The 22658-nt window shown below is 72.8% G+C and carries 20 protein-coding genes; 7 read left to right on the top strand and 13 right to left on the bottom strand.

What is annotated here, in order from left to right; genetic code table 11:
* Positions 1-36 precede the first annotated feature (36 nt).
* Genes pdhA (M4D82_RS16685) through M4D82_RS16675 form a run of 3 tightly spaced genes read left to right on the top strand, consistent with a single transcriptional unit; the run spans position 37 to position 3508 of the window.
* Entirely contained in the window at positions 37-1173 is a 1137-nt protein-coding gene (pdhA, locus tag M4D82_RS16685; RefSeq protein WP_249771876.1) for a pyruvate dehydrogenase (acetyl-transferring) E1 component subunit alpha, read from the top strand.
* On the top strand, positions 1170-2186 hold the full coding sequence (locus tag M4D82_RS16680) for an alpha-ketoacid dehydrogenase subunit beta (RefSeq protein ID WP_249766814.1): 1017 nt from the start codon (positions 1170-1172) through the stop codon (positions 2184-2186). The genes pdhA (M4D82_RS16685) and M4D82_RS16680 overlap by 4 nt, the downstream gene beginning before the upstream one ends.
* On the top strand, positions 2186-3508 hold the full coding sequence (locus M4D82_RS16675) for a dihydrolipoamide acetyltransferase family protein (protein ID WP_249766813.1): 1323 nt from the start codon (positions 2186-2188) through the stop codon (positions 3506-3508). The genes M4D82_RS16680 and M4D82_RS16675 overlap by 1 nt, the downstream gene beginning before the upstream one ends.
* 120 nt (positions 3509-3628) lie before the next feature.
* Here the strand turns inward: M4D82_RS16675 and M4D82_RS16670 are convergent, their stop codons facing one another.
* Genes M4D82_RS16670 through M4D82_RS16650 form a run of 5 tightly spaced genes read right to left on the bottom strand, consistent with a single transcriptional unit; the run spans position 3629 to position 8361 of the window.
* Entirely contained in the window at positions 3629-4606 is a 978-nt protein-coding gene (locus M4D82_RS16670) for an NAD(P)H-quinone oxidoreductase (protein ID WP_249766812.1), read from the bottom strand.
* Between the two features lie 10 nt (positions 4607-4616).
* Entirely contained in the window at positions 4617-5717 is a 1101-nt protein-coding gene (locus M4D82_RS16665) for a potassium channel family protein (RefSeq protein ID WP_249766811.1), read from the bottom strand.
* Entirely contained in the window at positions 5705-7021 is a 1317-nt protein-coding gene (locus M4D82_RS16660; protein WP_249766810.1) for a molybdopterin molybdotransferase MoeA, read from the bottom strand. The genes M4D82_RS16665 and M4D82_RS16660 overlap by 13 nt, the downstream gene beginning before the upstream one ends.
* On the bottom strand, positions 7018-7890 hold the full coding sequence (locus M4D82_RS16655) for an NTP transferase domain-containing protein (RefSeq protein WP_249766809.1): 873 nt from the start codon (positions 7888-7890) through the stop codon (positions 7018-7020). The genes M4D82_RS16660 and M4D82_RS16655 overlap by 4 nt, the downstream gene beginning before the upstream one ends.
* Positions 7891-7944: 54 nt before the next feature.
* Entirely contained in the window at positions 7945-8361 is a 417-nt protein-coding gene (locus M4D82_RS16650) for a winged helix-turn-helix transcriptional regulator (RefSeq protein WP_249766808.1), read from the bottom strand.
* Positions 8362-8465: 104 nt separating this feature from the next.
* Here M4D82_RS16650 and M4D82_RS16645 point away from each other — a divergent pair, with 104 nt between their 5' ends.
* Positions 8466-9371: an NAD(P)-dependent oxidoreductase gene (locus tag M4D82_RS16645; protein WP_283844481.1), complete on the top strand. Its 906-nt coding sequence runs from the start codon at positions 8466-8468 to the stop codon at positions 9369-9371.
* A gap of 146 nt (positions 9372-9517) precedes the next feature.
* On the opposite strand, the gene M4D82_RS16640 is transcribed toward M4D82_RS16645, so the two are convergent.
* From M4D82_RS16640 to M4D82_RS16615, 6 genes are all read right to left on the bottom strand, one after another.
* Positions 9518-10057, bottom strand: a complete 540-nt coding sequence (locus M4D82_RS16640) for a bacterial proteasome activator family protein (RefSeq protein WP_249771872.1) — start codon at positions 10055-10057, stop codon at positions 9518-9520.
* Positions 10058-10183: 126 nt separating this feature from the next.
* Positions 10184-12937, bottom strand: a complete 2754-nt coding sequence (locus M4D82_RS16635) for an ABC transporter permease (protein ID WP_249771870.1) — start codon at positions 12935-12937, stop codon at positions 10184-10186.
* A gap of 101 nt (positions 12938-13038) precedes the next feature.
* Positions 13039-13785, bottom strand: coding sequence for an ABC transporter ATP-binding protein (locus tag M4D82_RS16630; protein WP_249766807.1), 747 nt, complete (start codon positions 13783-13785; stop codon positions 13039-13041).
* A gap of 24 nt (positions 13786-13809) precedes the next feature.
* Positions 13810-14475: a PadR family transcriptional regulator gene (locus M4D82_RS16625; protein WP_249766806.1), complete on the bottom strand. Its 666-nt coding sequence runs from the start codon at positions 14473-14475 to the stop codon at positions 13810-13812.
* Positions 14476-14569: 94 nt separating this feature from the next.
* Entirely contained in the window at positions 14570-15076 is a 507-nt protein-coding gene (locus M4D82_RS16620; RefSeq protein ID WP_249766805.1) for a hypothetical protein, read from the bottom strand.
* Positions 15077-15247: 171 nt separating this feature from the next.
* Entirely contained in the window at positions 15248-16924 is a 1677-nt protein-coding gene (locus M4D82_RS16615; protein ID WP_249766804.1) for a protein kinase domain-containing protein, read from the bottom strand.
* 227 nt (positions 16925-17151) lie between these two features.
* On the opposite strand from M4D82_RS16615, the gene M4D82_RS16610 reads away from it, so the two are divergent.
* The gene (locus tag M4D82_RS16610; protein ID WP_249766803.1) at positions 17152-18786 is read left to right on the top strand and encodes a protein kinase domain-containing protein; all 1635 of its coding nucleotides are present in this window, start codon (positions 17152-17154) and stop codon (positions 18784-18786) included.
* A 38-nt stretch (positions 18787-18824) separates the two neighbouring features.
* Here M4D82_RS16610 and M4D82_RS16605 read toward each other — a convergent pair whose 3' ends face one another.
* Positions 18825-19250, bottom strand: a complete 426-nt coding sequence (locus M4D82_RS16605; protein ID WP_249766802.1) for a pyridoxamine 5'-phosphate oxidase family protein — start codon at positions 19248-19250, stop codon at positions 18825-18827.
* 213 nt (positions 19251-19463) lie between these two features.
* Entirely contained in the window at positions 19464-20123 is a 660-nt protein-coding gene (locus M4D82_RS16600) for a response regulator (protein WP_249766801.1), read from the bottom strand.
* Positions 20124-20447: 324 nt separating this feature from the next.
* Between M4D82_RS16600 and pdhA (M4D82_RS16595) the strand changes: the two genes are divergently transcribed.
* Together pdhA (M4D82_RS16595) and M4D82_RS16590 are read left to right on the top strand one after the other, a co-directional pair.
* A complete protein-coding gene (gene pdhA / locus M4D82_RS16595) occupies positions 20448-21665 on the top strand; it encodes a pyruvate dehydrogenase (acetyl-transferring) E1 component subunit alpha (protein ID WP_249766800.1) in 1218 nt (405 codons plus the stop codon).
* On the top strand, positions 21665-22645 hold the full coding sequence (locus tag M4D82_RS16590; RefSeq protein ID WP_249766799.1) for an alpha-ketoacid dehydrogenase subunit beta: 981 nt from the start codon (positions 21665-21667) through the stop codon (positions 22643-22645). Before pdhA (M4D82_RS16595) ends, M4D82_RS16590 begins: the two co-directional genes overlap by 1 nt.
* The last annotated feature ends 13 nt before the right edge of the window (positions 22646-22658 follow it).

The raw sequence follows: 22658 nt of genomic DNA, 5'->3' as shown, positions 1-22658 counted from the left end.
TCCCTGCCCGCTTCCCACGAGGAGGTGTACGCCGCCATGACGGTCCAAGAGCTGCCCGGTGCCGGTGCGTCGCACCGTGTCACCCCGCCGCCCGCCTGGAGGCCCCGTACGGAGGCCGCCCCGCTGCTGCCGGACCCCGAGCCGTACCGGGTCCTCGGCACAGAGGCGGCCGACCGCCTCGACCCGGAGCTGATGCGCCGGTACTACGCCGAGCTCGTGCGCGGCCGCCGCTACAACGCCCAGGCCACCGCGCTCACCCGGCAGGGCCGTCTCGCCGTGTACCCCTCCACCGTCGGGCAGGAGGCGGCGGAGATCGCCGCCGCGCTCGTCCTGGAGGAGCAGGACTGGCTCTTCCCGAGCTACCGCGACACCCTCGCGGCCGTGGCCCGCGGACTGGACCCCGTACAGGCCCTGACGCTGCTGCGCGGCGACTGGCACACCGGCTACGACCCCCGCGAGCACCGGATCGCCCCGCTGTCCACCCCGCTCGCCACCCAGCTCCCGCACGCGGTGGGCCTGGCGCACGCGGCACGCCTGCGCGGCGACGAGGTCGTCGCGCTCGCCATGGTCGGCGACGGCGGCACCAGCGAGGGCGACTTCCACGAGGCGCTCAACTTCGCCGCCGTCTGGAAGGCGCCCGTCGTCTTCCTGGTCCAGAACAACGGCTTCGCGATCTCCGTCCCGCTCGCCAAGCAGACCGCCGCGCCGACGCTGGCCCACAAGGCCGTCGGCTACGGCATGCCGGGCCGGCTGGTCGACGGCAACGACGTGGCCGCCATGCACGAGGTCCTCACCGAGGCCGTCCAGCGTGCCCGCTCGGGCGGCGGCCCGACCCTCATCGAGGCCGTCACCTACCGGATGGAGGCCCACACGAACGCCGACGACGCCACGCGCTACCGCTCGGACGCCGAGGTGGAGGCCTGGAAGGCGCACGACCCGGTGCTGCTGCTGGAGCGCGAGCTGACCGCGCGCGGGATCCTCGACGACGCGGGCATACGCGAGGCGCGCGACGCCGCCGAGGCCATGGCGGCGACCCTGCGCGAGCGGATGAACGCCGACCCCGTCCTGAACCCGATGGACCTCTTCGCACACGTCTACGCCGAGCAGACCGGCGCCCTGCGCGAGCAGGCGGAGCTGCTGCGCGCCGAACTGGAAGCCGAGGGAGAGGCATGAGCACGGTGGCCGAGCGGGCCGAGCGGGCGGTGAAGCCGGCGACGATGGCGCAGGCCCTCACCCGGGCCATGCGCGACGCGATGGCCGAGGACCCGACCGTCCATGTCATGGGCGAGGACGTCGGCACCCTGGGCGGCGTCTTCCGCATCACGGACGGGCTCGCGAAGGAGTTCGGCGAGGACCGCGTGACGGACACCCCGCTCGCGGAGGCCGGCATCCTCGGCACGGCGGTCGGCATGGCCATGTACGGGCTGCGGCCGGTCGTGGAGATGCAGTTCGACGCGTTCGCGTACCCCGCCTTCGAGCAGCTGATCTCGCACGTGGCGAAGATGCGCAACCGCACGCGCGGCGCCATGCCGCTGCCGATCACCATCCGCATCCCGTACGGCGGCGGCATCGGCGGCGTCGAGCACCACTGTGACTCCTCCGAGGCGTACTACGTGGCCACGCCCGGCCTCACCGTCGTGACCCCGGCGACGGTCGAGGACGCGTACGGGCTGCTGCGCGCCTCGATCGCCAGCGACGACCCGGTGGTCTTCCTGGAGCCGAAGCGGCTCTACTGGTCGAAGGCCGACTGGTCGCCGCAGTCCCCCGCGGCCGTCCCGGGCATCGGGAAGGCGCTGGTCCGCCGGACGGGCACGAGCGCGACGCTGATCACCTACGGGCCCTCGCTCCCGCTCTGCCTGGAGGCGGCCGAGGCGGCCCGCGAGGAGGGCTGGGACCTGGAGGTCGTGGACCTGCGCTCGCTGGTGCCGTTCGACGAGGAGACCGTCGTCGCCTCCGTACGCCGTACCGGGCGCGCGGTGGTGGTCCACGAGGCGGGCGGCTTCGGCGGACCGGGCGCGGAGATCGCCGCCCGGGTGACGGAGCGCTGCTTCCACCACCTGGAGGCGCCCGTGCTGCGCGTGACGGGCTTCGACATCCCGTACCCGCCGCCGATGTTGGAGAAGCACCACCTGCCGGGAGTGGACCGGATCCTGGACGCCGTGGCCCGCTTGCAGTGGGAGAACTGATGCCGCAGGTACTGGAGTTCAAGCTGCCCGACCTCGGGGAGGGGCTGACCGAGGCGGAGATCGTGCGGTGGCTGGTGGCCGTCGGCGACGTCGTCGAGGTCGACCAGCCGGTGGTCGAGGTGGAGACGGCCAAGGCGATGGTCGAGGTGCCGTGCCCGTACGGGGGCGTGGTGACCGCCCGCTTCGGCGAGGAGGGTACGGAGCTGCCGGTCGGGGCTCCGCTGATCACCGTCGCGGTCGGCGGCTCGGCCGCGGCGTCCGCCGGTGGGTCCGAGGCGGGCTCCGGTGAGGCGGAGGGCTCGGGCAACGTGCCGCGGCCCTTGATCGGTTACGGCTCGGACCACGCGCGTCCGGCGCGTCGGCGACGGGTGCGACCCGTCACCGCCGCGGTGTCGGCTCCCGTCGCGGTGGCTCCGGCGGCTCCGGTTGCTCCTGTGGCTCCAGTTGCTCCGGTTGCTCCCGCCGGCCCGGTGGCGGTCATTTCGCCGCTGGTGCGGAAGCTGGCCAAGGACAACGGGGTCGACCTGCGGGCCCTGCGCGGGTCGGGGCCCGAGGGCCTGATCCTGCGGGCCGATGTCGAGGCGGCGTTGCGTCGGCCGGCGGAGCCGGCTCCTGCCCCGGTGGTCGCGGCTCAGGGTGAGCGGATTCCGCTCAAGGGGCTGCGGGGGGCCGTCGCGGAGAAGCTGTCGCGCAGCCGCCGCGAGATCCCCGAGGCCACCTGCTGGGTGGACGCGGACGCCACCGAGTTGATGGCGGCGCGGGCGGCGATGAACGCCGTCGACGGGCCGAAGATCTCGGTGCTGGCGCTGCTGGCCCGGATCTGCACGGCCGCGCTCGCGCGGTACCCGGAGCTCAACTCCACCGTCGATCTGGCGGCCAAGGAGATCGTCCGGCTGCCGGCCGTGCACCTCGGCTTCGCCGCGCAGACCGAGCGGGGGCTGATGGTGCCGGTCGTGCGGGACGCGCAGACGCGCAGCCCGGAGTCGCTGTCGGCGGAGTTCGCACGGCTGACGGAGCTGGCGCGGGCGGGGAAGTTGGCGCCGTCCGACCTCACGGGTGGGACGTTCACGCTGAACAACTACGGGGTGTTCGGGGTGGACGGCTCGACGCCGATCATCAACCACCCCGAGGCGGCGATGCTGGGCGTCGGGCGGATCATCCCGAAGCCGTGGGTGTACCGCGGTGAGTTGGCGGTGCGGCAGGTCGTGCAGTTGTCGCTGACGTTCGACCACCGGGTGTGCGACGGGGGGACGGCGGGCGGGTTCCTGCGGTACGTCGCCGACTGCGTCGAGAACCCGGCGGTGCTGTTGCGCGGCCTGTAGCCGCCCGGTGGGGCGTGGCCCCGGGACCCTGCGGGGTTGGGCCCCGGGAGCCGCGTCCCTACGGGTCGCCCGGGGCGCGGCGCCGACTCCCCGCCCCACCCTTCCTCCGTCCCCCGAAGCTCAGGTCGTGAGGAGGAGTTTGCCCACGTGGGTGCCGGACTCCAGGACTCGGTGGGCTGCCGCGGCGTCCCGGAGGGGGTGCGTGGCGTGGATGACCGGGTGGATGCGGCCCGTGGTGATCAGGGGCCAGACGTGTTCGCGTACCGCCGCCACGATGGCGGCCTTTTCCTCCGGGGGGCGGGCGCGCAGCGAGGTCGCGGTGATCGCCGCGCGCTTCGCCAGGAGGGCGGCCAGGTTCAGTTCGGCCTTCACGCCGCCCTGGAGGCCGATGATCGCGAGGCGGCCGTTGACGGCCAGCGCGTCCACGTTCCGGGTCAGGTACTTCGCGCCCATGATGTCCAGGATCACGTCCGCCCCGGCCCCGTCCGTCGCGGCCCGCAGCTCCTCCACGAAGTCCTGCTCGCGGTAGTCGATCAGGATGTCCGCGCCCAGTTCCGCGCACCGGGCCAGTTTTTCCCTGCCGCCCGCCGTGACGGCGACCCGCGCGCCCACCGCCTTGCCGAGCTGGATCGCCATCGTGCCGATCCCGCTCGCCCCGCCGTGGACGAGGAGCGTCTCGCCGGGGCGCAGGCCCGCGACCATGAAGACGTTCGACCAGACGGTCGCCACCACCTCCGGCAGCGCGGCCGCGGCCACCAGGTCCACCCCGGCCGGCACCGGCAGCACCTGTCCCGCCGGTACGGCGACCCGCTCCGCGTACCCGCCGCCGGCCAGCAGCGCGCACACCTCGTCGCCCACCGCCCAGCCGGACACGCCCGGCCCGACGGCGACGATCCGCCCGGAACACTCCAGGCCGGGGTAGCGCGAGGCGCCGGGCGGGGGGTCGTAGAACCCCTGGCGCTGAAGGACGTCGGCGCGGTTCACGGCGCTCGCCGCGACCTCGACGAGCACCTCCCCCTCGCCCGCCACCGGATCGGGTACCTCGGCCCAGACGAGGGCCTCGGGACCGCCGGGCCGCTCGATGGTGATCGCATGCATGGGGCGGAATCTACTCCGCCGGGCCGAGGGTGACCTGAGGACCCGTCGGGTACGCCGCGCGCACGATGGTGATCACCCGGTCCATCGCCTGGAGCGGACTCGCGTGCGGGTCGTCGTAGGCGAGCAGCCGGTGCCCGCGCAGGACGCTGATGACCAGGTCCTCCGTCTCGCGCACGCTGCGGCCGACCTCCGCCTTGCGCACGGGCCGTTCGATGAGCTCCAGGCCGCTGCCCTGCTGGATCAGGTCCTCCATCACGGTGCCGGCGCTCGGGCTCAGGACGGACAGGCCCAGGAGCCGTCCCGCCGCGCTCGCGCTCGTGATGACCGCGTCCGCGCCGGACTGCTTCAGCAGCGGCGCGTTCTCCTCCTCGCGGACGGCGGCCACGATCTTCGCGCCCCGGTTGAGCTGGCGGGCCGTCAGGGCCACCAGGACGGCCGTGTCGTCCCGCTGGGTGGCGATGATGATCTGACGGGCCTTCTGGAGCTCGGCCCGCAGCAGGACATCGGAACGGGTGGCGTCACCGACGACGCCGGTGAAGCCTTCCGAGGTGGCCGTGTCGATCACCTTGGAGCTCGGGTCGACGATGACGACCTGGTCCTTGCGAAGGCCGGTCGCCAGCAGCGTCAGAAGGGCGGAGCGGCCCTTCGTGCCGAAGCCGACGACGACCGTGTGGTCACGCAAGTTCTTCCTCCAGCGGTTCAGCCGCCACTCCTCCCGGGTGCGCTCCGTGAGCACCTCCAGGGTGGTGCCGACCAGGATGATCAGGAAAAGCACGCGCAGTGGAGTGATCAACAGGACGTTGACCAGCCGCGCGCTGTCGCTGTACGGGACGATGTCGCCGTAGCCCGTCGTGGACAGGGTCACGGTCGCGTAGTAGACGCAGTCGAGGAAGTCGACCTGCTCGTTGGCGTTGTCGTGGTAGCCCTCGCGGTCCAGCCAGACGATCAGGACCGTCAGGCACAGCACGAGCAAGGCCATCAGTACCCGGCGGGTGACCTGCCGCAGCGGCTTCTCCACGACGCGCTTGGGGAGCTTGACGCGGCGCGAGACGAGTTTCTCATCGGCGTCCCGCGCCATGGCGTCCTGGCCGTGAAGTTTCACGTGAAACATCCCCCCGAGGCCCAGGGCAGGTCCAGGATCTCCAACTCCTCACCGGCCCGCGCGCCGTGCGCCGGTACGACGGCCAGCGCGTCGGCCGCCGCGACCCCGCGCAGCATCGCCGGGCCGTTGTAGCGCAGCGCCACGGCGTGCTCGTCGGTGAGCCGCACCGGCACGAGACGGGTGTCGTGCGGGTGTCCGGGGACGTCGCCCTCGATCGGCACCGCGTAGCGGGGGCGCTGGCGGCGGCCGGCGAGGGCGCGCAGCAGCGGTTCGCCGAGGGTGAGCAGTCCGGACACGGCGGCCAGGGGGTTGCCGGGCAGGCCGACGAGGTGACGGCCCTCGGCCTGTTCGCCGATGCGGGCCAGCAGCATCGGGTGCCCGGGGCGGACGGCGACCCCGTCGACGAGGAGTTCGGCTCCGGCGCGGGCCAGGACGGGGTGGACGTGGTCGACGGGACCGGAGGCGGTGCCGCCGGTGGTGACGATCACCTCGGCGGTGGAGGTGGTGACCGCCTCGAAGAGGGCTTCGGCGCCCGCCGGGTCGTCGCCGAGCCGGCGCGTGCCGATGACCTCGGCGCCGGCGCGGGCCAGCCACGGGCCGAGCATGGGGCTGAGGGCGTCGCGGATCAGGCCGTCGTGCGGGAGCCCCTCGGTGAGCAGTTCGTCGCCGAGGACGAGGATCTCCACGCGGGGGCGGGGCCGGGTGACGAGTTCGTCGTAGCCGGCGGCGGCCGCGAGGCCGAGGACGGCGGGGGTGACGAGGGAGCCGACGGGCAGCAGCAGGTCGCCGGAGCGGCATTCCTGGCCGCGCGGGCGGATGTCCTGGCCGGTGGTGACGGGCCGCCGGGCGTGGAGCTGCCGGCCGGACTCGCGGGCGTGCTCGCTGCGGATCACGGCGGTGGTGTCGGCGGGGATCCGGGCGCCGGTGGCGATCCGTACGGCCTCGCCGTCCGCGAGGGGGGCGGAGGGCTCGGAGCCGGCGAGGACGCCGCCGCCGGGGCGGACGGTCCAGGGGCCGGGGCCGGCGACGGCCCAGCCGTCCATGGCGGAGGTGTCGAAGGACGGCAGGTCCCCGAGGGCGTCGAGGGGGGCGGCGAGGACTTCCCCGAGCGCGTCGGCGAGCGGGATCCGGTGGGTACGGCCCCGGACGCCCGAGCCGGCGCGTACGGCGCTCTCGCGGGCGCGCAGCCACGGGGTGGCTCGCCGGCCGCCGCCACCGTCGCCGCCGGCGTTGTCGTCAGGGGTCTGCGGGGAGCTGCGGCTGACCAGGGCGAGGGCCTCGTCCAGGGCGCCGTCGGCGTCGGTACGGGTCATCCGGAGCCGGTCTCCTCGGGGTGGGCGGGGCCGGTCTCGGCGGCCCAGCGCAGGGCCAGGTCGGCGACCTTGCGGGAGGCATCGGCGACGGCCCGGGCGGGGTCGGCGCCGGTGGCCTCGGCGCGGGCGGCCGCGTAGCCGACGAGGAAGGTCGTCAGCGGAGCGGCGGGTCGGGCGACGCCGTGGGCGGCGTCACGGGCGAGGTCGAGCAGGGTTTTCGTGTCGACGTCGACGTCGATCCCCAGCTCGTTCTTGGCGGCGGTGATCCATTGCTCCAGCACGCTCCCATGCTCCCTGATCCGGGCACGGGCCGCCGCCAGGTCTTCCCAGGTGTCGCAGTCGAAGGAGGCGAGCGGGGCGGCGGTGGTGACGGGGGTGAGGTCGAGCTCGGCGGTGAGGGCGCGCAGGGGCAGACCGCGCAGGTGCCCGTGCTCGGTGGCCAGCAGGGCGAGTTCGCGGCGCAGGGGTTCGGCGCGGTAGGCGGCCACGAGGGGTTGGTCGCGCCCCTCGGGGTCGCGCAGCAGGGCGCCGTCCGCGCCGCCGGCCGCCGTCGACAGCAGGGCGTGGACGGTGTCCCCGTCGAGGAAGGGCAGGTCGGCGGAGAGTACGAGGACCAACTCGGCGGAACAGCGACGGACCCCGGCGTCCAGCGCGGCCACCGGGCCGCCGCCGGGCGGGTCCTCCAGCGCCCAGCCGACCGGCCGTGCCGTGGCCCTCCGGGTGCCGACCACCACGGTGGTGCGGGCGTCCGCGCAGGCATCCAGGACCCGGTCGAGCAGGGCCCGGCCGCCGACCGGGAGGGCGGGCTTGTCGGCCCCGCCGAGTCGCCGGGCCGCCCCACCGGCCAGCACGATCGCGTCGTAACTCATCCCCCGAGTATGCGGCCCGCCGGACCCCGTCGGGGGGCGCCGCTTCCCAGGCCCTTACCCGGCTCTTACCCGGCCGTTACCGGCCACGGAACCGCCCGCGAGCGGCGGTGGAGTCTCGGCCACATCGACCGCTTCGGAGCCTTCGCGACGCATGCGCTCGGCTCCCCAGGCGCCGAGGGCCCCCAGTGCCTGATTGAGCGTGCGTCCGTGCTCGGTCAGGGAGTACTCCACCCGCGGCGGCACCTCGGCATGGACGTCCCGGTACACGAGACCGTCCTCCTCCATTTCGCGCAGGTGCTGCGTGAGCATCTTCTCGCTCACTCCCGGCAGAGCGCGACGGAGCTCGGCGAAGCGGCGTACGCGATGGGTGTCGAGTTCCCAGAGAATCAGCCCCTTCCACTTGCCGCTCACCACGTCGAGCGCGGCGTCGATACCGCAGATGTAAGGCCCGCGTCTCGGCGCCTTGGCCATCACTGATCCCCTTACGAAAAGGTGAGTACCGCTTACGAAAAGGTAAGTACCGCAGAAAATAGTGCGTACTTCCGAGAGTAGTGGCGCTCTCCGAGCATGGAGGGGTGAACGAACAGAAGCGCACCACCAGGAAGAACAGCGCTGTCACCGTGATCGGGCTCGGCCCGATGGGCCAGGCGATGACGCGTACCCTCCTCACCGCCGGCCACTCGGTCACCGTCTGGAACCGCAGCGCCGGTCGGGCCGACGGCGTCGTGGCCGAAGGAGCGACGCTCGCGGCGACACCCGCAGAGGCGGTCGAAGCGAGTGACCTCGTGATCCTCAGCCTCACCGACTACCAGGCGATGTACGACGTCCTCGACGGCGCCACCGGATCTCTCGCCGGCCGGACGCTGGTCAACCTGAGCTCGGACACTCCCGACCGCACACGCGAGGCGGCGACCTGGGCAGCGGGCCACGACGCCGCCTTCCTCACCGGAGGTGTCATGGTTCCCGCGCCGATGGTCGGCACGGAGGCGGCCCATGTCTACTACAGCGGCCCTGGCGAGGTCCTGCACAGGCACCTGGCGACGTTGGCGCTGCTCGGAACACCGAAGCACCTGGGGGAGGACCCGGGCCTCGCCCAGATGATGTATCAAGCCCAACTCGCGGTGTTCCTCACCACCCTGTCCGCACTGATGCACGCCACCGCGATGCTGGGCACCGCGGGAATGAAGGCCGAGGAAGCGCTGCCGGAGTTGCTCTCCTCCGCCGACTCGATCGGCGACATCCTGAGGGCCGGTGAAGACAACCCCGGCGCCGCGCTCGATGCCGGAGAGCATCCCGGCGACCTCAGCACGGTCACCATGATGGGTGCCACGGCCGACCACATCGTCGAGACGAGCACGTCACTCGGCCTCGACCTCGCGCTCCCCCTGGCCGTGCAGGCCCACTACCTGCGCGCGATCAAGGACGGACACGGCGGCGACAACTGGACTCGCATCATCGACGGCATCCGAGCACCGCGCTGACCATCCGGCAGACCTCCGCCGGGCCCGGTAGGGCCCGGCGGAGCGGTCGGCGGAGGGTTCGGGGGCGTACGGCGGGGTCCTAGGGGGTGTCCGGCGGATCAGGGCCGGGCCCGCGGCGTATCCGACCCTGATCCGCCGGAAACCCCCTAGAGGTACGGGCCCGAGCGGATGGCGCCGTGGGGGCCTTCCTCGTCGTCCTCGTGCGAGGCGCCCGCCGGCAGGGCGCGGCGCATCTGTTCCAGCTGCGCCCGCGCCGCCATCTGCTGCGCGAACAGGGCGGTCTGGATGCCGTGGAACAGACCCTCCAGCCAGCCCACCAACTGGGCCTGCGCGATGCGCAGTTCCGCCTCGGACGGAATGGCCTCCTCGGTGAACGGCAGGGAGAGGCGCTCCAGTTCCTCCACCAGCTCCGGCGCGAGGCCGTCTTCGAGTTCCTTCACCGACGCCTTGTGGATGTCCTTCAGACGGACCCGGCTGGCCTCGTCCAGAGGTGCGGCGCGCACCTCTTCCAGAAGTTGCTTGATCATGCTGCCGATCCGCATGACCTTGGCAGGCTGTTCGACCATGTCCGTCACCGGAACCTCGCGCGACTCGTCATCGGCGCCGCCGACCGCCGTCCCGTCCTGTCCCACGATCAGGACGTGCGGGGGACTGTCCTGCGACCGTTCACTCCTCGGCATCTCCATGCCGACATTCTCTCGCACACCTTCGTCCTCACACGGTGTGCCCCCGCACGGGCGTGATCCACCCTGTACGGGGGCGCCAACCTCAGTGAACGGCCGCCGGAACCTCAGCCGCCCGCTGCCGGAACCTCAGCCGCCGGCCCGCCGCGCCAGGACCCCGTTCGACCGGGTCACCAGCGCCGCGAGCAGCGCCGCGCCCAGCGGGACGATGACCAGCAGCCCGGCCAACGTCTCCCAGGGCACCGCGATCGGCACGTACACCTCGGTGTCCTTCAGCGAGGTGTAGCCCATCTCGATGCCGTGGGCGACCAGCCGCCGCTGCTCCCGCTCCTGCGTGAGCCGCAGTCCGACCACCGGCAGGATCCCGGCGGCCGTGCCGAGGACCACGCCCATCAAGGCCACCACCCCGCACTGGAACCCGCTCAGCGTGCGCCGCACCCGGGGGGCCGCGCCGACCGCCGCCAGGGTCTTCAGGTCGGCCTCGGAGTCGGCCTGGGCGAGCCCGGTCGCGATGCCGGCCGCGCCGATGGTGACCAGGCCCGCGAACAGGCCGAGCGCGAGGAGGCCGATGGTGCTCTGGCCCTGGTAGCCGTCCTCGATGGTGACCCGGGCATCGGTGCCCATGCGGTCGATCTCCCCGTCGAGCCGTTGCCGCTGCTGGGTCGTGGCCTTCCCGTCGAGGCTGAAGTACGCGCCCAGCGGCGCCGTGGCGATGCCCGCGGAGCGGACGGCGGACGGCGGCAGGACCAGCGGGACGCCCCAGTTCTCGGTTCCCGCGGGTGCCTGGTGCACGGCGAACACCTTGTCCTGGCCCGGCGTTTCGGCACGCCTCGCCTCGGCCCCCCGAGCCGCCGCCGGATCGGTGACGACCCGCAGGGTGACCTGCCCGTCCTTCACCTTCAGCGGGTCGAGCGAGACGGCCTGACCCGCCTTCAGGGCCGCCACCGAGCCGGGGTCGTGGACCGCCAGCACGTCGAGGAGCCTCTCGTCGGCGACGACCGGGCCCACCTCGCCGAACCTGCGCTCCTCGCAGCGCGGGTCGCCGTGCAGTTCCCGTAGCCGGTCCGGGGTGAAGGAGGCGGCGCCGTGCTCGGCCTGCGAGATAGGGCAGCGCTGTTCCTTCGGGGTGATCAACTCGACCCGTCCGCAGCCGGGATCGGTCGACCCCGTCTCGCAGCTCGGGTTGCCGACCACCAGCCGGTCCACGTCGGCCCGTACCGCCACCGGCAGGTTCTTCGAAAGGGTGTCGCGCAGCGCCGGCACCTCGCGGTGGCCGAGGTTGTCCCGGGAGGTCAGGAAGCCGGTACCGGCCGGGAGTTCGGCCGTGTACTCGTGCCGTGCCTGTACGTCCTGGCTGTACTGGTACGTGGACACCGCGACCGTTCCGCTGACGGCGGCGAGGACGGCGGCCACGGCCGGGGCCGTACGCCCCCGGTTGCGCACGGCGTCGCGCAGCGCGAGCCGGGGCGACAGCGGCAGCCACCGCCCGAGCCGCCCGAACAGGCCCACCAGCGTCGGGGTGAGGGCGACGAGCCCCAGCTCGGCGAGCGCGCTGCCGCCGGTGACGAAGCCGGGGTTCATCCGGACGCTGGTGCCGTAGACGGCGAGGGCGACGCCACCGGCCACGGCGAACAGGCCGACGACGGGCAGCACCCGGTTGGCGCGGCGCACGCCCCGGCGGCCGGTGAGCGAGGCGAGGACGCTCTGCCGGGAGGCGGTGACGGCAGGCACGACGGCGGCCAGCAGGCCCGTCAGCACGGCGATCGCGGCGATGCCGAGGAGCTCCAGCGGGCGGACGTCCAGCCCGGCGAAACGCACCCCGACCTGCCGCTCCAGCCACGGCCGCAGCCCGAGCGTGAGGACCAGGCCGAGCGCGATGCCGACGACGGCGGCCACCGCGCCGATGACGAGGCCGCCGGACAGGACGATGGCCCGGATGTGCCGCCGGTCGCCGCCGTTCGCGCCGACGAGACCCAGTTGGCGGCGCGAGCGCCGGGCGCCGACCGCGAAGGCGGGACCCGCGAGCAGGCAGATCTCCAGCATCGCCAGTCCGACGACGGCGAGCACGGCGGCCTTGTCGCTGATCGCGCCGCCCACGGCGCCGGACATGTCGACCGCCTTCGGCTGCTGCCGGTACAGCGGCACCTCGGAGTCGGCCGGCGGGCGCAGGGTCACGGCGCGCGAGAGCACGAGCGCGCCCTTGGTGTTCGCCTCCTTGACCATGTTCCACGTGAAACCATCACCGCCGCCGACCGTGACCAGGTACGCGTTCACGGTGCGGACCCCGGGGGCTCCGGCGGCCTTGAGTGCCTTGTCGAGCGGCGCGAACAGGTTCCCGGGCAGCGCGAGCAGCTCGGGGTTCCCGAGCTTCGAGGGCAGTTCGTACGCCCCCACGATCTTCGAGGTCGGCCCGCCGCGCGGGGTGACCGCGGAGCCGACGTACAGCCCGGAGGCCTCCAGGAAGGCGGTGGTGGCGATGACCTCGCCCGGCCCCTGGGGCAGCCGGCCGCGGTCGAGGGTGATCAGCCCCTCGGTGAGCGGGTGGTGCACGTCCAGTTCGCGCAGATCGGTGTCGAGCAGCCCGTGCGTGGTGTGCACGCGGGTGTGGCCGAGGACGTCCTCGACCGCCTTGGCCCCGGCCGGCAGCGCGTCCTTCAGCGGCGGTCTCTCGTCCCGCTCGGAAGGGCGGTACGAGCCGAAACCACCGACCGGTACGACGACCTTGCCGGTGGGGTTCTGGTAGACGGGGCCGTCCAGGTGGCTCGGGCCGATCCGGGCGTCGGCGGCGCCCATCTCGCGGCTGAGCCGCTGTTCGGGCGTCAGCTGCGCGCTGCGCAGGGTCAGGTCGGCGGCGCTCACCCCGATGACCGGCAGGGCGATCATGGCGAGGACCAGGGAGCTGCGGCCCTTGGCCCGCCAGGCGTCGCGTCGTGCGATGCGCAGCGCGGCGATCCAGGAGTGGTACCAGGAACCGAGGGGGGTGGTCACAGGCCGCCCGCCCGTCCCGAGAGCAGCGAGTCGGCCCCGCTGCGCGCGGTTTCGTCGATGACGCTGCCGTCCCGCAGGAACACCACCCGGTCGGCCCAGGCGGCGAAGCGGGGCTCGTGCGTGACGAGGACCCCGGCGGCGCCCGCGTCGCAGCGCGCGCGGAGCAGGGCGAGGACGGACTCGCCGGTCTCGGAGTCGAGGGCGCCGGTGGGTTCGTCGGCCAGGACCAGGCGGCGGTCGCCGACCAGGGCGCGGGCGATGGCGACGCGCTGCTGCTGGCCGCCGGACATCTCGTCGGGGAAGCGGTGGGCGAGGGCGCCCAGGCCCATCTCCTCCAGTGCGGCGAGGGCGGATGCGCGGGCCTTGCGGGCGGAGACGCCGTCGAGTTCCCGGGGCAGGGCGATGTTCTCGGCGGCGGTGAGGGCCGGTATCAGGTTGTAGTCCTGGAAGACGTAGCCGATGCTGCGGCGGCGCAGCGCGGCGAGCCGGCGCCGGCTCGCGGTGGTGAGGTCGACGCCCTCCACCACCACGCGCCCGCTGGTGGGCATGTCGAGGCCGCCCGCGAGGGTGAGGAGCGTGGATTTGCCGGAGCCGGACGGGCCCATGACGGCGACGAGTTCACCGGCGTGGACGTCGAGGTCGATCCCGCGCAGGGCGTGTACCTCGGTGGCGCCGCTGCCGTGGGTGCGGGTGAGCCGGTCGAGGCGCAGGACGGGCGGCGCGCTGTGGTGCTGGTCGGGCATGAGGGTTCCCCCTGGAACGGTGGTTCAGCCCCGTCGCGCGCGGATGCCGCGGGGTCGGTCGGACGGCGTCGGATCGCTTCGCGTCGGGTCGCTCTGAGCCGGGCCGGCCGGCGTCGGGTCGGTCGGCGGGGTGTCCGCCGCGATGACCCCGGCCATGCGGACGAGTCGGGACTCGCAGTGGTCGAGCCAGCGGGCCTCCGCCTCGGTCTGGAAGATCAGCTGTTCCAGGACCAGCAGCCAGGCCAGGTCGTCGCGTTCGCGCGAGCGGCCCGTCTCGATGGCGGTGAGGGCCCGGGCCTTGAGGCGGGTGTAGTCCTGCATCGCCTTGAGGGTGGCGTGCCGCTGGGACTGGATGACGGCGCGGATGTCCACGCCGGGGGCGCCGACGGCCATGGCGAGCTTGATGGACAGCTCGTCGCGGGGCGGGTTGGTGCGGTCGACGGGGCGCTCGTACCAGGCGCGCAGCTCGGCGCGTCCGGCCTCGGTGATGGCGTAGAGGGTGTGCCCGGCGGGGTCCTCGCCGTCGGGCTCGACGAGGCCGTCGCGCTCCAGCCGGGCGAGGGTCGTGTACACCTGCCCGACGTTGAGCGGCCAGGTGGAGCCGGTGCGGGATTCGAATTCGGTACGCAGCCGGGAGCCGTAGCGCGGGCCGCGTTCCAGCAGGGCGAGAAGCCCGTGACGGATCGACATACTCAGTATGTATACCGAGTATGCTCACCGGCGCAAGCACACCCCGTCGCACGGCGAAGCGGCACTGAGCCCCACTGGACGGCCAAGACGCGGCCTAACCGCCGCGGCGTAGGCGCATGCCCATGTAGCCCAGGCCGAGGCCCATCAGGGCCAGGCCGGTGCCCAACGGCAGCATGTGCGCGGCCAGGTCGGCGGCGCGTTCGTTGGGTTCGGTGCCGAGCGCGGTGACGTTCCCCGACGGGCTCGGCGCGGTGCTCGACGCGGTGCTCGGCGTGGCCGGCGTCAGCGGCGCGGGCGGCTCCTGGTGCGGGCGCGGCGGCAGGACCGGCCGGGCCGGGCGCCGCGGGCGGGAGGCGGTGACCATCTCGGGGTCGGCCGGCTCGCCGGCGGGTCGCCCGGGCGCTCCCGGCCGACGCCCGCCGCACTGCCGCCAGCTCCTCGTACGCCTCTTCGGGTACGTCGGCCACCGCGACGGCGCTCGCGGGCGCGGCGGCGCCGGGGCGCGGGCGGGGCTCGCGCTCGCCGGTGCGGAGAGCAGCAGCGCGGCGGCGGCCAGCGCGGCCCAGGCGGCGCGGGACGGCGCGCGGAGGCGTGGGGTCACGGGGAGCCCTCCCGTCCGCGGCGACGCTACGACGAGCTCAGGCTCACATGTCAGGACAAACGCGGCATCCCGGGCCGCGCGGAGGAGTGGCCCCCGCCACCCGCCCGGCCCCCGGCACGACGGCTACCGGCACGCCGAACCGGCAGGCCGGCTACCGCCGCGCGGTGCCGCCTACTGCGGGTCTCCCGTCGAGACGATCAGCGTGAACTCGGTGTCCGCCTTGGCCACATCCGTGCCCGCGGCCGGCAGCTGCTCCAGGACGGTGTCCTGGCCGTAGACCGCCTCGTCGCGCTCCTGGATCTCGAACCGCCAGCCGGCGGCCTGGATGCACTCCTTCACCGAGCGCAGGTGCTTGTACCGGAAGTCCGGCGCCACGACCTTGTTCGCGTCCTTGTAGGACTTGGTGGCCGTCTTGCACTTCTCCGGGTCGATCGTGCGCGTCGGGTCCGGACCCTTGTGGCCGGCCACGGCCGAGCCGGACGCGGACGCCGAGGTGGACGGCTTCGCCTCGTTGCCGCCGCCCTTGTCGTCGTCCATGTTCAGCGCCGCGATGAGGCCGCCGACGGCCAGCAGGGCCACCGCGATCGCCCCGACGACGACCGGCGTGTTCCGCTTCCCGCCGGCCGCCGACCCGCCCGAGGACGAGGACGCGGAGGGCGAAATGGTGAACGGCGCCGGCGTCTGCGGCGCGTACCCCTGCTGCGGCATCGGCGTCGTGCCGTGCGCGGCCGGCTGCGGGTACGCGTAGCCGCCCTGCGCGTGCTGCTGCGGCGCGGGCGTCGGCGCGTACGGGGACGGCGCCGGGGTGTGCGGGGCCTGGTACGGCTGCTGGAGCGACTGCGGCGGGGCGCTCTGGTAGCCGGAGTCGACCGGCGGGAACACCGCCGAGCCGACGCCCGCACCGCTGCCACCGGCGGCGGCGCCGGGCACGATCGACGGGGCGCCCGTCTGACCGGCCTGCATCACCCGCATGACCTCGTCCCGCATGGCCGCGGCCGTGGGGAAGCGCTCGTTCGGGTTCTTCTTCAGGGCCCGCGCCACCAGCGCGTCCATCGCCGGGGTGATCGAGCGGTTGATGCTCGACGGGGCGACCGGCTCCTCCTGGACGTGCGCGTACGCGATCGCCAGCGGCGAGTCCGCCTCGAAGGGGATCCGGCCCGTCAGCAGCTGGAAGAGCATGATGCCGACCGAGTACAGGTCGGAACGGGCGTCCACACCGCGCCCCAACGCCTGCTCCGGCGACAGGTACTGCGGGGTGCCGACCACCATGCCGGTCTGCGTCATCGAGGTGACGCCGGACTGCATCGCGCGCGCGATGCCGAAGTCCATCACCTTGACGACGCCGCGCTTCGTCATCATCACGTTGCCGGGCTTGATGTCACGGTGGACCAGACCCATCTCGTGGCTGGTCTCCAGCGCGGCCAGCACGTCGGCGGTCACCTTCAACGCCTTGTCGGCCGGCATCGCCCCGTACTGGCGGACGTCCGCCTCCAGGACGGAGCCCAGCGGGTTGCCCTCCACGTACTCCATGACGATGTACGGCATGAGCCCGCCGTCACCGGAGCCGTCGAACGACACCTCGCCCTCGCCCGTGTCGAAGACCGAGACGATATTGGTGTGCGACAGTTTGGCAACAGCCTGCGCCTCACGCCGGAAGCGCTCGCGGAACGAGGCCTCGCGCCCCAGCTCGCTGTGCAGTGTCTTGATCGCGACCTGCCGGTCGAGCGCGGAGTCGTACGCGAGGTAGACCGAGGCCATGCCCCCCTCGCCCAGCAAATCCCTTAGCTGGTAACGGCCACCGGCCAGGGAGCCGCCTGCGTACCGGCCCTGCGTGCCGTCCTGGCTCATGACTGTTGCTTCCCCTCGGGCTGTGTCCCTACGCGTCTGGCTGAGCGCATGTGGCGCCCAGTCTGCCGGAGGGCAAGCACACGTCAAGCCAGGTCCCCGTTCCGTGACCGGGCTGCTACGGGGTGCCTTGGTCCGAACGGTGACCGGTTCGGAGGCTGTAGCGTTCATCGGAGCACCCGATGAGGACCCACCGCTAGAGCGGACGAGAGAGACGACGGCGAGGACTGATGGCACCCGAACCCGAGGGAACCGGCGCCGGGATGGCCGAAGGTCCGGAGCACTGGGGCGCAGGCGGCCTCGTGGGCGACGGCCGTTACCGCCTGACGCACCGGCTGGGCCGCGGCGGCATGGCGGAGGTCTTCGCCGCCGAGGACGTGCGGCTGGGCCGCACCGTGGCCGTGAAGCTGCTGCGCGCCGACCTCGCCGAGGACCCGGTGTCCAAGGCGCGCTTCACCCGTGAGGCCCAGTCGGTCGCGGGACTGAACCACCACGCCGTGGTCGCCGTGTACGACTCGGGCGAGGACCGGGTCGGCCCGAACGTCGTCCCGTACATCGTCATGGAGCTGGTCGAGGGTCGCACCATCCGCGATCTGCTCATCAGCGCCGAGGCCCCCGGCCCCGAGCAGGCGCTCATCATCGTCTCGGGCGTCCTCGAAGCGCTCGCGTACTCGCACCAGCACGGCATCGTGCACCGTGACATCAAGCCGGCCAACGTCATCATCACCAACACCGGCGCGGTCAAGGTGATGGACTTCGGCATCGCCCGCGCCCTGCACGGCGCGCAGTCGACGATGACGCAGACCGGCATGGTGATGGGCACCCCCCAGTACCTGTCGCCCGAACAGGCCCTCGGCAAGGCCGTGGACCACCGCAGCGACCTGTACGCGACCGGTTGTCTGCTCTACGAACTCCTCGCGCTGCGACCCCCCTTCACCGGCGAGACCCCGCTGTCGGTGGTCTACCAGCACGTCCAGGACATGCCCGTGCCGCCGTCGCGGCTGCCCGAGGGCGCCGACATCCCGGCGGAACTCGACGGCCTCGTCATGCGGTCGCTCGCCAAGGACCCCGACGACCGGTTCCAGAGCGCCGAGGAGATGCGCGGGCTCGTCCAGTACGCGCTCCAGATGCTCCAGGACCAGGGGCCGAACACCGGCACCTGGAACACCGGTCCGGTCACCATGGCCCTCCCGCACGGCCAGCCCGGCGCGGGCACCGCCTCGGCGATGCCGGCTGCGGGCGGCTCTCGCCCCCAGTACCCCTCGCACGCGACGACCTCGCAGTTCCAGCAGCCGATGGTGCCCCCGCTGAACCCGGACGACGGCTCCGCCTTCCCGGGCGGCGGCGGGCACGGGCACGGCAACGGCCACGGCGGGCACGGCGGTCACGGCGGGCATGGCGGTCACGGCGGCTACGACGGCTACGACGACCGCCGGGGCGGCGGTGGCCGCTGGAAGGTGGCGCTGTTCGCGCTGCTCGCCGTCCTCGCGATCGCGGGCGGTGTGGCGTACGCGGTGAAGAGCGGCGGCCTCGGTGGCGGCGGTGGCGACGGCGGGAAGCCGTCCACCAGCCAGAGCAGTCCGGGCGGCGCGCAGAGCAGTCCCGGTTCGACGCCGGAGAGCCCGTCGGCGCCGCCGAGCACCTCCTCGGGCGGCTCGCACGAGCAGACGTACGTGCCCACGCCGAGCCGCACTCGGTACACGCCGTCGACCAGCCCGACGCCGTCGACGCCGAGCACCCCGCCGGAGACGAAGAGTTCGCCTCCGACCGTGCCGCCGACGAAGCCCTCCACGGAGGTGCCGCCGACGACGAAGCCGACCCCGCCCACCAGCGGCGAACCGGTGAGCGGCGACGGCGGCGATTAGGGGATCAACCGAGGAACGGCACGACCACCACGCCTCGCTCAGAGCGCGTGGTGGTACTGCTGGCCGCGCTCGCTCAGATGTCCGTCAAGGGTGTGCACGGTGACGAGCTGCGGTTCGATACGCATGTGAACCGGGTCGAAGACGGCGCCGTCCACGAAATGCGGGCCGGGTCCGAACAGCTCCAGTTCCGTCGTGGTCGGTTCGACCAATCGGGCCGTTCCGGTGAACTGCACCGACCAGAGGGTGGAGTCCGCGGAATTGAAGTTGTCGGCCCCATAGGAGACGACGCTTCCGTTGCAGGCCTGGTGATAGCCGAATCCCGCGTGCATTCTCAGCACCACCTCGCCGTCCACCACGATGTGGCGGGCGAGGGCGAGGAAGGGCAGCGCACGCATGCTGGTGGCGACCCGGCCGTACGGCACGCGGCGCAGCAGTTCGATGGCGTGGAGTTCCTCAGGGGACATGCGGACCACTCTCCGCCACCGCGCGGGGCCCGGGGAAGGGGATCCCGCCCCCACGATCCAGGACGTTGGTCCCGAATTGAACAGTGTCTCGTGTGGAATCACGACGGGCGGCCCCGCAGCGCGGCCGGCGCGGCGGCGGAGCGCGGCTCGAACGGCGCCTGAGCCCCGCCGGAGCCACCTGGAGCGGCGCCGGCGGGCGGCCCGCGCCGGGCTCTAGCGCTTCTGCGCCTGGAGGCGGGCCACGTAGGCCGCCGCCTGCGAGCGGCGTTCCATGCCCAGCTTCGACAGCAGGCTGGACACGTAGTTCTTGATGGTCTTCTCCGCCAGGTGCAGCCGCTCGCCGATGACCCGGTTCGTCAGCCCCTCGCCGATCAGGTCGAGGATCTTGCGTTCCTGCTCGGTGAGGTTCGCCAGGCGGTCGTCGCCCTTGCCGTTCTTGCCGTCACGCAGTCGCTCCAGCACCCGGGCGGTGGCCACCGGGTCCAGCAGGGACTTGCCGGCCGCCACGTCCCGTACGGCGCTGATCAGCTCGTTTCCCCGGATCGCCTTGAGGACGTAGCCCGAGGCGCCCGCCATGATCGCGTCGAACAGCGCCTCGTCGTCGGCGAACGAGGTGAGCATCAGGCACTTGATGTCCTCGTTCTGCGAGCGGACCTCGCGGCACACCTCCACGCCACTGCCGTCGGGGAGCCGGACGTCGAGCACGGCCACGTCCGGACGGGTGGCCGGGATGCGGACCAGCGCGTCGGCCGCCGTACCGGCCTCGCCGACGATCTCGATGTCGTCTTCGATGGACAGCAGCTCATGAACACCACGGCGTACCACTTCGTGGTCGTCCAAGAGGAATACCGTGATTTTTCCGGTTTCACGCATGGAGTCAGTTTCACATACTCACCCCTTCCCTGACGGAGTTACCCGGGATAACGTGCCGTTGTTCCGGCCCCCTGCAAGGCTGTGACCAGTGGTTGTTCCCGCAACACTCGATTTACTTGGATATCCAAGCAAAATCGCAGGTCAAGTGGGGTTTCGCAGTTATGCGACGCACTGGGTAACGTGCTTTGCGCAGGGCACTCGCCGGGGCACCTGTCACGCCTGAATCCCCACTCGACGCGCACCCACCCCGTGCGCGGGTACGGATACAGGTGAGCCGCACTGGTCCCCGGAGAACCCGGGTGCCGGACCGACGGAGGAGCACACGTGACCGTGGAGAGCACTGCCGCGCGCAAGCCGCGACGCAGCAGCGGCACCAAGCGGGCGGCAGGCGCGGCGAGCGCCCGCAAGACCGCCGCTGCCACCGCACAGCCGCACGACGCCGAGCCTCAGCTCGTACAACTGCTGACGCCCGAGGGCGAACGGGTCGATGTCAACGACAACCCCGACGTGGCGGAATTCGCGCCGTACGTCGAGGACATCACCACCGAGGACCTGCGCGGGCTTTACCGCGACATGGTCCTGACCCGCCGTTTCGACGGTGAGGCGACCGCCCTCCAGCGCCAGGGCGAGCTGGGCCTGTGGGCCTCGCTGCTCGGCCAGGAGGCGGCCCAGATCGGTTCCGGCCGCGCCCTGCGCGACGACGACTACGTCTTCCCGACCTACCGTGAGCACGGCGTGGCCTGGTGCCGCGGGGTCGACCCGACGAACCTCCTCGGCATGTTCCGCGGCGTGAACCACGGCGGGTGGGACCCGAACACCAACAACTTCCACCTGTACACGATCGTCATCGGCTCGCAGACCCTGCACGCCACCGGCTACGCCATGGGCGTCGCCAAGGACGGCGCCGACTCGGCCGTGATCGCCTACTTCGGCGACGGCGCGTCCAGCCAGGGCGACGTCGCGGAGGCGTTCACCTTCTCGGCGGTCTACAACTCCCCCGTGGTGTTCTTCTGCCAGAACAACCAGTGGGCCATCTCGGAGCCCACCGAGCGCCAGATGCGCGTCCCGCTGTACCAGCGCGCACAGGGCTTCGGCTTCCCGGGCGTCCGCGTCGACGGCAACGACGTCCTGGCCTGCCTCGCGGTCACCCGCTGGGCGCTGGAGCGGGCGCGCCGGGGCGAGGGCCCGACGCTGGTCGAGGCGTTCACGTACCGCATGGGCGCGCACACCACCTCCGACGACCCGACGAAGTACCGGCGCGACGAGGAGACGGCGGCCTGGGAGGCCAAGGACCCGATCCTGCGCCTGAAGGCCCACCTGCTGGCGAGCGGGGGCGCCGACGAGGCGTTCTTCGAGGCGCTGGAGGCCGAGAGCGAGGCCCTGGGCAAGCGGGTGCGCGAGGTCGTGCGCGCCATGCCCGACCCCGACACCATGGCGATCTTCGAGAACGTCTACGCGGACGGGCACGCGCTCGTCGACGAGGAGCGCGCCCAGTTCGCCGCGTACCTCGCGTCCTTCGAGTCGGCCGAGGAGGGTCACTGATGGCTGCCGTGAAGATGTCGATCGCGAAGGCGCTCAACGAGTCGCTGCGCAAGGCCCTGGAGACCGACCCCAAGGTCCTGATCATGGGTGAGGACGTCGGCAAGCTCGGCGGCGTCTTCCGCATCACCGACGGTCTCCAGAAGGACTTCGGCGAGGAGCGGGTCATCGACACCCCGCTCGCCGAGTCGGGCATCGTCGGCACCGCCATCGGCCTGGCCCTGCGCGGGTACCGGCCGGTCGTGGAGATCCAGTTCGACGGGTTCGTCTTCCCGGCCTACGACCAGATCGTCACGCAGCTCGCGAAGATGCACGCCCGCGCGCTCGGCAAGATCAAGCTGCCGGTCGTCGTCCGCATCCCGTACGCCGGCGGCATCGGCGCCGTCGAGCACCACAGCGAGTCCCCCGAGGCGCTCTTCGCGCACGTGCCGGGCCTCAAGGTGGTCTCCCCGTCGAACGCCTCCGACGCCTACTGGATGCTCCAGCAGGCCATCCTGAGCGACGACCCGGTGATCTTCTTCGAGCCGAAGCGCCGCTACTGGGACAAGGGCGACGTCGACGTCGAGGCCATCCCCGGCGAGCTGCACAAGGCGCGCGTCGCCCGCCCCGGCACCGACCTCACCCTGGCGGCCTACGGGCCGATGGTGAAGGTCTGCCTGGAGGCGGCGGCCGCGGCGGCCGAGGAGGGCAAGTCGGTGGAGGTCGTCGACCTGCGCTCGATGTCCCCCGTCGACTTCGACGGGCTCCAGGCCTCGGTGGAGCGCACCCGCCGGCTCGTCGTGGTCCACGAGGCCCCGGTGTTCCTGGGCGTCGGCGCGGAGATCGCCGCTCGCATCACGGAGCGGTGCTTCTACCACCTGGAGGCGCCGGTGCTGCGCGTCGGCGGCTTCCACGCCCCGTACCCGCCGGCCCGCCTGGAGGACGAGTACCTGCCCGGCCTGGACCGGGTGCTCGACGCCGTCGACCGCTCGCTGGCGTACTGAGGAGACCCGCGTC

This window comes from Streptomyces sp. RerS4, assembly GCF_023515955.1.
GTDB lineage: Bacteria > Actinomycetota > Actinomycetes > Streptomycetales > Streptomycetaceae > Streptomyces.
This window is presented reverse-complemented; position numbering and strand designations above follow the sequence as displayed.

What these genes read in the sequence shown, in the direction of transcription:
- pdhA (WP_249771876.1), top strand. Translation starts at nt 37, where the DNA reads ATGACGGTCCAAGAGCTGCCCGGTGCCGGTGCGTCGCACCGTGTCACC.
- M4D82_RS16680 (WP_249766814.1), top strand. Translation starts at nt 1,170, where the DNA reads ATGAGCACGGTGGCCGAGCGGGCCGAGCGGGCGGTGAAGCCGGCGACG.
- M4D82_RS16675 (WP_249766813.1), top strand. Translation starts at nt 2,186, where the DNA reads ATGCCGCAGGTACTGGAGTTCAAGCTGCCCGACCTCGGGGAGGGGCTG.
- M4D82_RS16670 (WP_249766812.1), bottom strand. Translation starts at nt 4,606, where the DNA reads ATGCATGCGATCACCATCGAGCGGCCCGGCGGTCCCGAGGCCCTCGTC.
- M4D82_RS16665 (WP_249766811.1), bottom strand. Translation starts at nt 5,717, where the DNA reads ATGTTTCACGTGAAACTTCACGGCCAGGACGCCATGGCGCGGGACGCC.
- M4D82_RS16660 (WP_249766810.1), bottom strand. Translation starts at nt 7,021, where the DNA reads ATGACCCGTACCGACGCCGACGGCGCCCTGGACGAGGCCCTCGCCCTG.
- M4D82_RS16655 (WP_249766809.1), bottom strand. Translation starts at nt 7,890, where the DNA reads ATGAGTTACGACGCGATCGTGCTGGCCGGTGGGGCGGCCCGGCGACTC.
- M4D82_RS16650 (WP_249766808.1), bottom strand. Translation starts at nt 8,361, where the DNA reads ATGGCCAAGGCGCCGAGACGCGGGCCTTACATCTGCGGTATCGACGCC.
- M4D82_RS16640 (WP_249771872.1), bottom strand. Translation starts at nt 10,057, where the DNA reads ATGGAGATGCCGAGGAGTGAACGGTCGCAGGACAGTCCCCCGCACGTC.
- M4D82_RS16635 (WP_249771870.1), bottom strand. Translation starts at nt 12,937, where the DNA reads ATGATCGCCCTGCCGGTCATCGGGGTGAGCGCCGCCGACCTGACCCTG.
- M4D82_RS16630 (WP_249766807.1), bottom strand. Translation starts at nt 13,785, where the DNA reads ATGCCCGACCAGCACCACAGCGCGCCGCCCGTCCTGCGCCTCGACCGG.
- M4D82_RS16625 (WP_249766806.1), bottom strand. Translation starts at nt 14,475, where the DNA reads ATGTCGATCCGTCACGGGCTTCTCGCCCTGCTGGAACGCGGCCCGCGC.
- M4D82_RS16615 (WP_249766804.1), bottom strand. Translation starts at nt 16,924, where the DNA reads ATGAGCCAGGACGGCACGCAGGGCCGGTACGCAGGCGGCTCCCTGGCC.
- M4D82_RS16610 (WP_249766803.1), top strand. Translation starts at nt 17,152, where the DNA reads ATGGCACCCGAACCCGAGGGAACCGGCGCCGGGATGGCCGAAGGTCCG.
- M4D82_RS16605 (WP_249766802.1), bottom strand. Translation starts at nt 19,250, where the DNA reads ATGTCCCCTGAGGAACTCCACGCCATCGAACTGCTGCGCCGCGTGCCG.
- M4D82_RS16600 (WP_249766801.1), bottom strand. Translation starts at nt 20,123, where the DNA reads ATGCGTGAAACCGGAAAAATCACGGTATTCCTCTTGGACGACCACGAA.
- M4D82_RS16590 (WP_249766799.1), top strand. Translation starts at nt 21,665, where the DNA reads ATGGCTGCCGTGAAGATGTCGATCGCGAAGGCGCTCAACGAGTCGCTG.